At 75.0% G+C, this 14,656-nt stretch carries 1 protein-coding gene; it reads left to right on the plus strand.

The features are described 5' to 3' along the window. The first annotated feature begins 1 nt into the window (after position 1). The gene (locus tag SD460_RS16410; RefSeq protein WP_318306324.1) at positions 2 to 14,641 is read left to right on the plus strand and encodes an SDR family NAD(P)-dependent oxidoreductase; all 14,640 of its coding nucleotides are present in this window, start codon (positions 2 to 4) and stop codon (positions 14,639 to 14,641) included. Positions 14,642 to 14,656 lie beyond the last annotated feature (15 nt).

A 14,656-nucleotide genomic window follows, 5' to 3' on the forward strand; every position in this document is an offset into this window, starting at 1 on the left:
GGTGTCCAACGAGGACCGGCTGGTCGAGTACCTCCGGCGGGTGACCGCCGAACTGCAGCAGACGCGCACGCGCCTGCAGGAGGTCGAGTCCGGCGAACCCGAGCCGATCGCCGTCGTCGGCATGAGCTGCCGGTACCCCGGCGGTGTGGCGTCGCCCGACGACCTGTGGGACCTCGTGCGGGACGGCCGAGACGCCGTCACGCCGTTCCCCACCGACCGCGGCTGGGACCTCGCCGCACTGTCCGATCCGGACGGTCGCGGCACGAGTCACGCCGCCACCGGCGGCTTCCTCGACGACGTCGCCGGGTTCGACGCGGACTTCTTCGGCATCTCGCCGCGGGCCGCGCTCGCGATGGACCCGCAGCAGCGGCTCCTGCTCGAATCGGCGTGGGCGCTGTTCGAGGACGCCGGCGTCGACCCGGCGGGCCTGCGCGGCGGGCGCACCGGCGTGTTCGTCGGCGCGTCCTCGTCCGGTTACGGCAGCGGCTGGTCCGTCGCCCCCGAGGGGCTCGAAGGCCACCTGCTGACCGGCAACGCGGGCAGCGTGATCTCCGGCAGGCTCGCCTACCAGTTCGGGCTCGAAGGCCCGGCGGTCACCGTGGACACGGCGTGCTCGTCGTCGCTGGTCGCGCTGCACCTCGCCGCGCAGGCCCTGCGCGCGGGCGAGTGTTCGCTCGCGCTCGCCGGCGGCGTCATGGTGCTGGCCTCACCGACGCTGTTCGTCGAGTTCAGCCGCCAGCGCGGGCTGGCCGCGGACGGGCGCTGCAAGTCCTTCGCCGCCGCCGCGGACGGCACCGGCTGGGCCGAAGGCGTCGGCCTGCTCCTGCTGGAGCGGTTGTCCGACGCCCGGCGCAACGGCCACGAAGTCCTCGCCGTGGTCCGCGGTTCCGCGGTCAACCAGGACGGCGCCAGCAGTGGTCTCACCGCACCCAACGGTCCATCGCAGCAGCGGGTCATCCGCGACGCGCTGGCCGGGGCCCGGCTCGCGCCGTCCGATGTGGACGCCGTCGAGGCGCACGGCACCGGAACCCGGCTCGGCGACCCGATCGAGGCGCAGGCCGTGCTGGCCACCTACGGCCGCGACCGGTCGCACCCGCTGTGGCTGGGCTCGCTGAAGTCGAACATCGGGCACGCCCAGTCCGCCGCCGGGGTCGGCGGCGTGATCAAGATGATCCAGGCCCTGCGCCACGGGGTGCTGCCGAAGACGCTGCACGTCGACGAGCCGACGCCGCACGTCGACTGGGCGGCGGGGAACGTCCGGCTGCTCACCGAGCCGGTGCCGTGGCCGGAGACCGGGCGGCCGCGCCGCGCGGGGGTGTCGTCGTTCGGGATGAGCGGCACCAACGCCCACGTGATCCTGGAGCAGGCCCCCGAAGCCGGGACGGCCGAACTGACCGCGTTGCCGGTCACGCCGGTGCTGCTGTCCGCGCGGACCGCGACCGCACTGCGCGAGCAGGCCGAACTGCTGTCCACTGTGGATGCCGAGCTGCCGGAACTGGCCGCCGCGCTGGCCACCCGGGGCGGCCTGGACCACCGCGCCGTCGTCGTCGCCGAGGACCGGGACGCGCTGCTGACCGCGTTGCGCGAGTTCGACGTCATCCAGGGCGAGCCCGGCGGCAAGACCGCGTTCCTGTTCACCGGGCAGGGTTCGCAGCGGGCCGGCATGGGCCGCGAGCTGGCCGACGCGTTCCCGGCCTACGCGGCGGCGTTCGACGCCGTGTGCGCCCACCTCGACCCGCGGGTGCGGGAGCTGACGGGGTCGCCGGACACCGAACTCGCCCAGCCGGCCATTTTCGCCCTCGAAGTCGCGCTGTACCGGCTGCTGGAGTCGTGGGGCGTGCGGCCCGACCTGCTCCTCGGCCACTCCGTCGGCGAGATCGCCGCCGCGCACGTCGCCGGCGTGCTCTCTCTCGAAGACGCGTGCGCACTCGTCACCGCGCGGGGCCGGCTGATGCAGGCCCTGCCGGAGGGCGGCGCGATGATCGCCGTTCAGGCGGCCGAAGCGGACATCCAGCCGCCGCCGGGTGTTTCGCTGGCCGCGGTGAACGGCCCGGACTCGGTGGTGCTGTCCGGCGAGGAAGCCGCCGTGATCGAGTACGCGTCGACGTTCGCGAAGACCAAGCGGCTCAAGACCAGCCACGCCTTCCACTCGGCGTTGATGGAACCGATGCTCGCCGAGTTCCGCACGGTGCTGGACCGGCTCTCCTACTCCGCGCCCAAGATCCCGCTCGTGTCCACTGTGGAAGAAGACGCCGCTTGGGACGCGGACTACTGGGTCCGCCAGGTGCGGCAGCCGGTCCGGTTCCACGACGGGGTCGAACGGCTGCGCGCCCAGGGCGTCACCGTTTTCGCCGAGCTGGGCCCGGCCGCGGTGCTCGCCCCGCTCACCGACGGTGCCGTCCCGCTGCTGCGCGCCGACCGGCCCGAGCCCGTGACGCTGATCCGCGGCCTGAGCACCCTGCACGTCCGCGGTACCGCCGTCGACTGGCCGGCGTTCTTCGGTGCCTCCCGGCGCCTGCCGCTGCCGCACTACCCGTTCGAGCACGAGCGGTTCTGGCTGGCCGCGCCCGCCGCGACCGGCGACGTCACCGCCGCCGGGCTCACCCACCCCGACCACCCGCTGCTGGGGGCCGCGCTGGCGCTGGCCGACGGCGACGGCTTCCTGTGCACCGGCCTCCTGTCGCCGCGCTCCCACCCGTGGCTCGCCGACCACGTGGTGCTCGGCTCGACGCTGGTGCCGGGCACGGCGTTCGTCGAGCTCGCCCTGCGCGCGGCCGAGCAGGCCGGCTGCGACGGCATCGGCGAACTCACCCTCGAAGCACCGCTCACCCTCCCGGACGGCGGTGTCGAGGTCCAGATCACCGTCAGCGCCACCCGTGCGCTGCGGATCTTCTCGCGCCCGGCGGGCTCGGCGTTCGACGAAGCCTGGACCCGGCACGCCTCCGGCACGCTGACCAGCGGAAATCGTCTCGCGGTCAGCCCGGTCGAGTGGCCGCCGGCGGACGCCGAACCCGTCGGCGTCGACGACCTCTATACCCGGTTCGGCGACCGCGGGTTCGGCTACGGCCCGGCGTTCCAGGGCCTGCGCGCGGCCTGGCGGCGGGGGAGCGACGTCTTCGCCGAAGTGGTCCTGCCCCAGGACGACGCGGGGAAGTTCGCGCTGCACCCGGCGCTGCTCGACAGCGCGCTGCACGCGATGGCGCTCGGCGTCCTGCCGGACACCGGCGTCGGCCGGGTGCCGTTCAGCTGGTCCGGGGTGACGGTGTCCGCACGCGGCCGCTCGGCGCTGCGCGTCCGCCTGTCGGCCACCGGACCCGAGACGATCACCCTGGTGGCCACCGACGACGCCGGGGAACCGGTCGTCGCGGTCGACGCGCTGACCGTGCGGCCGGTGGCGGTGCCGCGGCAGTCGTTCTTCGCCGTCGACTGGCCGCAGCTGCCGCCGGGCGGGACGGCCGAGGACATCCGGCCGGTGCTCCTGACCGTCGACGGCGGCACCGACCCCGCCGCGGTGCACGCCGCGACCGGCCGGGTGCTCGGCGAGCTGCGGGACTGGCTCGCCGCGGACCACGCGCCCGACGAGCGCCTGGTCGTGGTGACGCGCGGCGCGGTCGCGCTCGAGGGCGAACTCACCGACCTCGCGGGTGCGGCCGTGGGCGGGTTGGTCCGGGCCGCGCAGGCCGAGCACCCCGATCGGTTCGTGCTGGTGGACACCGACGACGTCGAGGGGCTCACCCGCTTCCCGGCCGGGGAACCGCAGTTCGCGGTCCGCGACGGCCGGGTCTTCGTGCCTCGCCTGACCCGTGCCGCCGCTCCCGCGGCCGATTTTCCCTCGTGGGACACGGTTTTGATCACGGGTGGCACCGGCGCGCTCGGCACCGCCCTTGCCCGGCACCTCCTCGGCCGGGGTGCCGGCCGCGTCGTCCTCGCCGGGCGACGCGGTCCGGCCGCCCCCGGTGCGGCGGCCCTCACCGAGCTGGGTGCCGAGGTCGTGGCCTGCGACTTCACCGATCGGGACGCCGTTTCGGCGCTGGTCGGCTCGCTGCCCGGCCTCACGGCGGTGGTGCACGCGGCCGGGGTGCTCGACGACGGCGTCCTCACTTCCCTTTCCCCGGAACGGTTCGAAGCCGTGCTGCGGCCGAAGGTGGACGCGGCCTGGCTGCTGCACGAGCTCGTCCCGGACGCGCACCTCGTCCTGTTCTCCTCGGTCGCGGGTGTCTTCGGCGCGCCCGGGCAGGCGAACTACGCCGCCGCCAACGCGTACCTGGACGCGCTGGCGGAGCATCGGCGGGCCGCGGGGCTGCCGGGCCGCTCGATGGCCTGGGGTGCCTGGGAAACCGGGATGGCCGACGGCCGCGACGGACTGTCCATCGAGGACGGACTCGCGTTGTTCGACGCCGCGCTGGCGGCGGACCGTGCGGTCACCCTGCCCGCGCGGCTCGACCTCGCCGCCTTCCGCGGTGGCCCGGTGCCGGCGTTGCTGCGCGGTCTCGTGCGCACCCCGGCCCGGCGCGCCCGCCCGGCTTCGTCGTTCGGCGACCGGCTGGCCGCCGCGCCCGCGGCCGAGCGGGAGACGCTGCTGCTGGACCTGGTCCGGACCGAAGCCGCAGCCGTGCTCGGCCACGAGCCGGGTGCGCGCGTGGCCGCCACGCGCGCGTTCAGCGACCTTGGCTTCGACTCGCTGACCGCGGTCGAGCTGCGCAACCGGCTCGCCGACGCGACCGGCCTCCGGTTGCCGTCGACGCTCGTGTTCGACCACCCCGGCGCGGACGCGCTGGCCGCGCACCTCGGCGCGGAACTGCTGGGCACCGCGGTGTCCGAGGTCCCGGCGACCGTCGTCCCGGCCGACGAGCCCATCGCGATCGTGGGCATGAGCTGCCGGTACCCGGGTGGTATCGGTTCCCCGGATGACCTGTGGCGGCTGGTCGCGGAAGGCCGCGACGGCATCGGGGAGTTCCCGGCCGACCGCGGCTGGACCGTCGAGCACAGCACCGACCCGGAGCGCCCGGGCACGACTTACACGCGGGAGGGCGGTTTCCTCTACGACGCGGCGGAGTTCGACGCGGCGTTCTTCGGGATCTCGCCGCGCGAAGCACTGGCGATGGACCCGCAGCAGCGGTTGCTGCTGGAGACGTCGTGGGAGGCGTTCGAGCACGCGGGCATCGCGCCGGATTCGGTGCGCGGCAGCCGGACCGGCGTGTTCGCCGGCTTGATGTACCACGACTACGGCGCCCGGCTGACCACCGCGCCCGCCGATGTCGAGGGCTTCCTCGGGATCGGGAACTCCGGCAGCGTCCTTTCCGGACGGATCGCCTACTCGTTCGGGCTGGAAGGCCCGGCGGTCACGGTGGACACGGCGTGCTCGTCGTCGCTGGTGGCCCTGCACCTGGCCAGTCAGGCACTGCGTTCGGGTGAGTGTTCGCTGGCGCTGGCCGGCGGGGTCACGGTGATGGCGACGCCGGCGACCTTCGTCGAGTTCTCGCGGCAGCGGGGGCTCGCGGCCGACGGCCGCTGCAAGTCGTTCGCGGCCGCGGCCGACGGCACCGGGTGGGGTGAAGGTGCCGGGGTGCTCGTCCTGGAACGGCTGTCCGACGCCCGGCGCAACGGCCACCGCGTGCTCGCCGTCGTCCGCGGCTCGGCGGTCAACTCGGATGGCGCGTCGAACGGACTGACCGCGCCGAACGGGCCGTCGCAGCAGCGGGTGATCCGCGCCGCGCTGGCGACCGCGGGCCTGGCGCCGTCCGATGTGGACGCCGTCGAGGCGCACGGCACGGGGACCCGCCTCGGTGACCCGATCGAGGCGCAGGCGGTGCTGGCCACCTACGGCCAGGAGCGGGAGACCCCGCTGTGGCTCGGTTCGATCAAGTCGAACCTCGGTCACACGCAGGCCGCCGCGGGGGTCGCGGGGGTGATCAAGATGGTGCAGGCACTGCGGCACGGGGTGCTGCCGAAGACGTTGCACGTCGACGAGCCGACCCCGCACGTCGACTGGACCGAGGGCGAGGTCCGGCTGCTCACGGAAGCCGTCCCGTGGCCCGCGGCCGGCCGGCCCCGGCGGGCCGGGGTGTCGTCGTTCGGGATCAGCGGGACCAACGCCCACGTCGTGGTGGAAGAGGCTCCTGACGTCGTAGCCGTCCCGGCCGGGTTGCCCGCCGTGCCGTGGGTGCTCTCGGCCAAGTCGCCGTCGGCTCTTCGCGAGCAGGCACGGCGGTTGATCGCGGCGCCGGAGCAGCCGGTCGGGGCCGTGGCGCACACCTTGGCCACCGGACGCGCGGCGCTGGAGCACCGGGCGGCCGTCGTCGGCGCGGACCGGGCCGAGCTGCTGCGTGGCCTGGAAGCCGTGGCGGCGGGTTCGCCCGCGCCGGGTGTCCACGTCGGACAGGCCGAGAGCGGCAAGGTCGCCTTCCTGTTCACCGGTCAGGGTTCGCAGCGGGCGGGGATGGGCCGTGAGTTGTACGAGACGTTCCCGGTGTACGCGACGGCGTTCGACGCGGCTTGCGCGCTCCTGGACCCGCGGGTGAAGGAGCTCTCGGGAGCGCCGGACACTGATCTGGCCCAGCAGGGCATCTTCGCGCTCGAAGTGGCGCTCTTCCGCCTGCTGGAGTCCTGGGGCCTCCGGCCGGACGTCGTGGTGGGTCACTCGGTAGGCGAGATCGCGGCCGCGCACGTCGCCGGGGTAATCAGCCTTGAGGACGCGGCCACGTTGGTTGCCGCGCGCGGTCGGTTGATGCAGGCGCTGCCCGAGGGTGGCGTGATGATCGCCGTGCAGGCGTCCGAAAAGGACATCGAACTTCCGGCGGGGGTCTCCCTGGCCGCGGTGAACGGGCCGGATTCGGTCGTGCTGTCCGGTGAAGAGGCCGCGGTGACCGAGTATGCGGCGAAGTTCGCGAAGACCAAGCGGCTCAACACGAGTCATGCGTTCCATTCGGCGTTGATGGAGCCGATGCTGGCCGAGTTCGCGGCGGCCATCGAGGGTCTCACTTTTGCCGAGCCGGTGATTCCGTGGGTGTCCACTGTGGAAGATGGTCCGGACTACTGGGTTCGCCAGGTCCGGGAGTGTGTCCGGTTCGCCGACGCCGTTGCCGTTACCAATGCGCAGGTCTTCGTCGAGGTCGGCCCGGACGCCGTGCTGAGCGCCATGGTCGACGGTGCCGTTCCGGTGCTGCGCAGCGGGCACGACGACGTGCGGTCCGCGATGACCGCCGTCGCCCGGCTGCACGTCCATGGGATTTCTCCGCGGTGGGCAGCGGTGTTCGGCGAGTCGACGCCGGTCGACCTGCCCGGTTACGCCTTCGAGCGCAGCCGGTTCTGGCTCGACGCCGGCCCGGCCGCGGGGGACGTGACGGCGCTCGGGCAGTCCGCGCCCGGTCACCCGCTGCTGGGTGCGTCCGTCGAGCTGCCGGGCGCGGGGACGGTGTTCACCGGCGTGCTGTCGGCCCGGACGACGCCGTGGCTGGCCGAGCACGAGGTGCTGGGCACGCCGCTGCTGCCCGGTGCGGCGTTCGCCGAACTGGCCTTGCGCGCCGGCGCGGAGGTGGGCCGCCCGGTCGTCGACGAACTGACGCTGGGCGCGCCGCTCGTGCTGAACGGTGAGGTCGCCCTGCGCGTGACGGTGGGGACCGAGGGCGCGGTGACCATCCACTCGCGACCGTCCGATGCGGACACCTGGACGCAGCACGCCACCGGGAAGGTGAGCGCGGCCGCCCCGGCCGCGGAAGACCTCACCGACTGGCCGCCTTCGGGCGCGGTCGCCGTGGACGACCTCTACGACCGCGCCGCGGAGCAAGGGTTCGGGTACGGGCCCGCGTTCCAGGGCCTGCGCGCGGCTTGGCGCGACGGCGAGACGGTGTACGCCGAGGTCGCACTGCCGCCGGACTACGCACCGGAGGACTACGGCCTGCACCCGGCCCTGCTCGACGCCGCCCTGCACGGCCTCGGCCTCGGCGGCTTCGTCGACGGCCCGCACCTGCCGTTCTCGTGGACGGGCCTGTCGCTGACGGCGGCGGGCGCGGCCGCCCTGCGGGTCCGCCTCCGGCCCGCGGGCCAGGACGCGGTCACGCTGACCCTGGCCGACGAGACCGGCCGCGCGGTGGCGAGCGTGCGTTCGCTGGCGTTGCGCCCGGTGGCCGCGGCGCAGGTGACGCCCGCGCACTCCCTGTACCGCCTCGACTGGGTCCCGGCGGAGGCCGCTGAGCCGACGCCGGTCGTCGCCGTCGAGTGGAAACCGGCCGAGCTCGCCGAGGCGGTCGCGAACGCCCTCGAGCTGGTGCGGAACTGGCTCGCCGACGACCGGTCCGCGACCGCTCGCCTGGTCGTCGTCACCCGCGGTGCCGTGGCGACGCGGCCGGGGGAGGACGTCACCGACCTCGCCGCCGCCGCGGCCCGTGGGTTGCTGCGGACCGCGCAGCAGGAGCACCCGGGCCGGTTCGTGCTGGCCGATCTCGGGCCGGACGACGTCCTCCCCGCGTTGCCCGACGAGCCCGAGGCCGCCGTCCGTGACGGCCGCGTCCTCGTGCCGCGGCTGGCCCGCGCCGATGCCACCGGGGAGGCCGTGTCGATCGGCGATCCTGGCGGTACCGTGCTGGTCACCGGGGGTACCGGTGCGCTCGGCGCGGCCGTCGCCCGGCGGCTCGCGGCGCAGGGGGCGGGGCACCTCGTGCTCACTTCGCGCCGGGGCCTCGACGCGCCCGGGGCGGAGGACCTCGCCGCCGAACTGGCGGCCACCGGTGCGAAGGTGACCGTCGCCGCGTGCGACGTCGCCGACCGCGACGCGCTGGCCGAGCTGCTGCGCGAAGTGACGCCGACCGCGGTCGTGCACGCCGCCGGCGTCCTCGACGACGGTCTCCTCGACGCCCAGGACGCGGCCCGCCTCGCCGCCGTGCTCGGCCCGAAGGCCGACGCCGCCCGGCACCTGCACGAGCTGGTTCCCGACGCCTACCTGGTGTTCTTCTCTTCGGTCGCCGGCGCGTTCGGCAGCGCGGGGCAGGCCGGGTACGCGGCCGCGAACGCCTACCTCGACGCGCTCGCCACCCACCGCGCCGCGCGGGGGCGGCCCGGCCGGTCGCTGGCCTGGGGACCGTGGCTCGACGGCGGCATGGCCGCCGAACTCGCCGCGGCCGAACGCCGCCGCATCGAACGCAGCGGCTTGCGCCCGATCGACACCGAAACCGGGCTGGCCCTGTTCGACGCGGCCCTCACGCACGCCGAACCCGTGCTGTGGCCGGTGCTGCTCGACCACGCCGGTCTGCGGGCCCAGGGCGAGCACCTCCCGCCGATCCTGCGCGGGCTCGTCCGGGTCCCGGTCCGCCGGGCCGCCTCGGCTCCCCGCACGGAAAACCTGCTCGACCTCGTCCGCGCGGAGGCCGCGGCCGTGCTCGGGCACGCGTCGGCCGCCGCGGTCGAGCCCGGCCAGGCGTTCTCCGAGCTGGGTTTCGACTCGCTGACCGCGGTCGAGCTGCGCAACCGGCTCGACACCGCCACCGGGCTCCGGCTCGCCGCGACCGTCGTGTTCGACTACGCCACGCCGAGCGCGCTGGCGGAGCACCTCGAAGCCGAGCTGACCGGCGTCCGCGCCGACGTGGCCGCCCCGGTGGTCGCGGCCGTCGACGAGCCCGTCGCGATCGTCGGCATGAGCTGCCGCTACCCCGGCGGCATCACGTCGCCGGACGACCTCTGGCGGCTGGTCCTCGACGGCCGCGACGGCATCGGGGAGTTCCCGGCCGACCGCGGCTGGGACGTCGAATACAGCACCGACCCCGAGCGCACGGGTACGACGTACACCCGAGAGGGCGGTTTCCTTCACGACGCAGCGGAATTCGACGCGGCGTTCTTCGGGATCAGCCCGCGCGAGGCCCTCGCCATGGATCCGCAGCAGCGATTGCTGCTGGAGACGTCGTGGGAAGCCTTCGAGAGCGCCGGGATCGACCCGGCCGCGCTGCGCGGCAGCCGCACCGGCGTGTTCGCCGGCCAGATGTACCACGACTACGGCGCCCGCCTGACCACCGTGCCCGAGGGCGTCGAAGGGTTCGTCGGCATCGGCAACTCCGGCAGTGTCCTTTCCGGACGCGTCGCCTACTCGTTCGGCCTCGAAGGCCCGGCGGTCACCGTGGACACGGCGTGCTCGTCGTCGCTGGTCACCCTGCACCTCGCCGCACAGGCACTGCGGTCCGGCGAGTGTTCGCTGGCGCTGGCCGGCGGGGTCACGGTGATGGCGACGCCGGCGACGTTCGTCGAGTTCAGCCGTCAGCGCGGCCTGGCGCCCGACGGCCGCTGCAAGCCCTTCGCGGCGGCCGCCGACGGCACCGGCTGGTCGGAAGGCGTCGGCGTGCTCGTCTTGGAGCGCCTGTCCGACGCCCGGCGCAACGGCCACCAGGTGCTCGCCGTGGTCCGCGGTTCCGCGGTGAACTCGGACGGCGCGTCGAACGGACTGACCGCGCCGAACGGGCCGTCGCAGCAGCGGGTGATCCGCGCGGCGCTGGCGTCCGCCGGGCTGACGCCGTCCGATGTGGACGTCGTCGAGGCGCACGGCACGGGGACCCGGCTCGGGGATCCCATCGAGGCGCAGGCGGTGCTCGCCACCTACGGGCAGGAGCGGGAAACGCCGCTGTGGCTCGGCTCGATCAAGTCGAACCTCGGGCACACGCAGGCCGCCGCGGGCGTAGCGGGCGTGATCAAGATGGTCCAGGCGCTGCGCCACGGGGTGCTGCCGAAGACGTTGCACGTCGACGAGCCGACCCCGCACGTCGACTGGGCGGCGGGGAACGTCCGGCTGCTCACCGAGCCGGTCGAGGGACCGGTCCGGCGGGCCGCGGTGTCGTCGTTCGGGATCAGCGGCACCAACGCGCACGTCATCCTCGAAGCCGGTCCGGAACCGGCCGAGGGGGAAGCCCCGGCGCACCCGTGCCCGCCCGTCGTGCTCACCGCCAAGTCGCCGGCCGCCCTGCGGGCCCAGGCGACCCGGCTGCGAGCGCACCTGGCCACCCAGCCGCTCCCGGCGGTGGCGCACGCGCTGGTCACCACGCGGGCGCAGCACGCTCATCGCGCGGTCGTCGTTGGTGACGTCATGGCCGGGCTGGCCGCGCTCGGCCGGGGTGAACCCGGCGTCGTCACCGGTGCCGTGGTGCCGGACGGACGCACCGCGTTCCTGTTCACCGGCCAGGGTTCGCAGCGGCCGGGGATGGGCCGCGAGCTGTACGAGGCGTTCCCGGTGTACGCGGCGGCGTTCGACGCGGTCTGCGCGCACCTCGACCCGCGGCTCGGCGACTTCCTCGGCTCGTCCGAGACCGAGTTCGCGCAGCAGGCGATCTTCGCGCTCGAAGTCGCGTTGTTCCGGCTACTGGAAGCGTGGGGCGTCCACCCGGACGTCGTCGTGGGGCATTCGGTCGGGGAGATCGCGGCGGCACACGTCGCCGGAGTGCTGAGCCTCGAGGACGCGGCCACGATGGTCGCCGCGCGAGGACGGCTGATGCAGGCGCTGCCCGAGGGTGGCGTGATGATCGCGGTCCAGGCGGCCGAAGCGGACATCGAGCTGCCGGAGGGTGTTTCGCTGGCCGCGGTGAACGGCCCGGACTCGGTCGTGCTGTCCGGCGAGGAAGCCGCGGTGACCGAGTACGCGTCGACGTTCGCCAAGACCAAGCGGCTCGACACCAGTCACGCGTTCCACAGTGGACTGATGGAGCCGATGCTCGACGAGTTCCGCACCGTCGTCGAGGGGCTGACTTTCGCCGAGCCGGTGATCCCGATCGTGTCCACAGTGGAGGACGGCGATCCGGCCACGGCGGCGCACTGGGTCCGTCAGGTCCGCGAGCCGGTCCGGTTCCACGACGCCCTGCGTGCCACCGGCGCGACGGACTTCCTGGAGCTGGGCCCGGACGGCGTCCTCACCGCGATGGTCGACGACGGCGACGCCGTCCCGGCACTGCGGGCCGGGCACCCGGAGGTGGAGACGCTGCTCACCGCGCTGGCCCGGCGGTACGTCCGGGGCCGCGCGGTGGACTGGGCCGCCGGCTTCACCCCCGGCGGCGGGCACGTCGCCCTGCCGTCGTACGCCTTCCAGCGGGAGCGGTTCTGGCTGGCCGCCGCGCCGTCCGGGGACGTCGCCTCGGCGGGCCTGGCCGCGACCGGCCACCCGCTGCTCGCGGCGGTCGTCCCGTTGGCGGACGAGGACGGCGTCCTCGGCACGGCCCGGCTGTCGCCGCGGACGCACCCGTGGCTGGCCGACCACACGGTCGGCGGGATCACGCTGCTGCCGGGCACCGCGCTGCTGGAGCTCGTCCTGCGCACCGCGGCCGAAGCCGGCTGCGACGTCGTCACCGAGCTGACCCTCGAAGCCCCGCTCGTGCTGCCGGACCAGGGCGTTCAGGTGCAGGTCACGGTCGGCGCCCCCGAAGCCGGGGCGCGGCCGGTGCGGGTCCACGCCCGCCGGGACGCCACCGAGCCGTGGACCCGGCACGCCGAGGGCACGGTCGCCGAAGGCGCGAAGCCCGGGGTGGCGCTGACCGAGTGGCCGCCGTCCGGGGCCGAACCGGTCGCGGTCGACGACGTCTACCCGCGGTTCGCGGCGGCCGGCTTCGGTTACGGGCCGGCGTTCCAGGGCCTGCGGGCCGCGTGGGTGCGCGGCGAAGAACTGTTCGCGGAAGTCGGGCTGCCCGACGTCCCGGCGGGATTCCTGCTGCACCCGGCGCTGTTCGACGCGGCCCTCCACACCGCGGCGCTGCGGGGTGACGACACGGCTCAGCTGCCGTTCGCGTGGACGGGCGTGCACCTCACCGCGACCGGCGCGACGAGCCTGCGGGTCCGGCTGACCCCGGTGCCCGAAGGGTTCGCGCTCGCGCTGGCCGACGGGACGGGGGCGCCGGTGGGCGTCGTCGACGCGCTGGCCCTGCGGCCGTTCTCGGCCGAGGGACTCGGGGTTCGCGACGCACTGTTCCGCGTCGACTGGGTTCCTTCGGTGGTCACCGAGACGCTCACCCGGTGCGCGGTCCTCGGCGACGACCCCGACCTGGTCACCGCGCTGCAGCAAACCGGTGCCGAGGTCGTGAGTGTTCAGTCGGGTTCTAACCCGACTGAACACTCACGACCGGCCGCGGCCGAGGTGGTGTTCCTGCCCGTGCCGCGGGGTGCGGGTGCGGTGCCGGACGTGGTGCGGGAGACCGTCACGAGCGTGCTGGCCACCGTGCGGGAGTGGGTGGCCGGGGACGGGCCGCGGCTGGTCGTCGTGACGCGCGGGGCCGTGGCCACGCGGGACGGCGAGGACGTGCCGGACCTGGCCGCGGCCGCGGTCTGGGGCCTGCTGCGCTCCGCTCAGGCCGAGCACCCGGACCGGTTCGCGCTGCTCGACCTGGACGGCCCGGCCGCCGTGCCGGTGCCGGCCGGGGAGCCGCAGGCGGCGGTCCGCGACGGCGCGCTCCTGGTGCCGCGGCTGGCCCGCGTCCGGCCCACGGACGGTCCGGCGCCGACGGTCGCGGGGAAGGTGCTGGTCACCGGCGGGACCGGTGCGCTCGGCGCGGCCGTCGCCCGCCACCTGGCCACGCGGGGCGCGGAGCACCTCGTGCTGGTGAGCCGCCGCGGCGAGGCCGCGCCGGGAGCGCCGGAACTGGCCGCTGAGCTGCGCGAACTCGGCGCGGACGTCACGCTCGCCGCGTGCGACCTCGCCGACCGGGACGCGGTGGCCGCGCTGTTCGCGGCGCACCCCGTCACGGCGGTGGTGCACGCCGCCGGCGTGCTCGCGGACGGCGTCGTCGAGACCCTCACGCCGAAGCAGGTCGAGACCGTCCTGCAGGCCAAGGCCGACGCCGCCTGGCACCTGCACGAGCTGGCCGGCGACGTCACGGAGTTCGTCCTGTTCTCCTCGGCCGCGGGCACCCTCGGCACGCCGGGCCAGGCGAACTACGCGGCCGCGAACGCGTTCCTCGACGCGCTCGCCGCCCACCGCCGCGCGGCGGGCCGTCCGGCGCAGTCCCTCGCGTGGGGCCTGTGGGCGGGCGGCATGGGCGACGGCGAACGCCGGGGCGGCGTCACCGCACTGTCCACCGAGGACGGTCTGGCGCTGTTCGACGCGGCCCGCGCGGACGGCGCCACGACGCTGGTCCCGATGCGACTCGACCTCACGGTGCGCGGCGAAGTCCCCCCGTTGCTGCGGGGTCTCGTCCGGGCCCCGGCCCGCGCGGCCGGGCACGCGCAGCTGAAGGAACGCCTGGCCGCGGTGCCCGAAGCCGGGCGGCTCGACGTGCTCGTCGGATTCGTCCGCGCGCAGGTCGCGGCCGTGCTCGGGCACGCCGACCCGGACGCCGTCCCGGCCCGGCAGGCGTTCCGCGACCTCGGTTTCGACTCGCTCACCGCGGTCGAGCTGCGCAACCGGATCGGGGCCGAAACCGGCCTGCGGCTGCCCCCGACGCTGGTGTTCAGCTACCCGGACGCGACCGCGCTCGCCAGGCACCTGGAAGCCGAGCTGCACGTCGAGCCCGACCTCGCCGCCGTGCTCGCGGCGATCCCGGTGGACCGGCTGCGCGAAGCCGGGCTGCTCGACGCGCTGCTGCGGCTCGCCGACCCGGACACGGGTCTTGCCGAAACCGCCGAACCCGCCTCGATCGACGCCATGGACGTGGACGACCTCGTCTCCCTGGCCCTCGATCTTCCCTGACCAGAACGAAACCGC

The organism is Amycolatopsis solani (assembly GCF_033441515.1).
Lineage (GTDB): Bacteria > Actinomycetota > Actinomycetes > Mycobacteriales > Pseudonocardiaceae > Amycolatopsis > Amycolatopsis solani.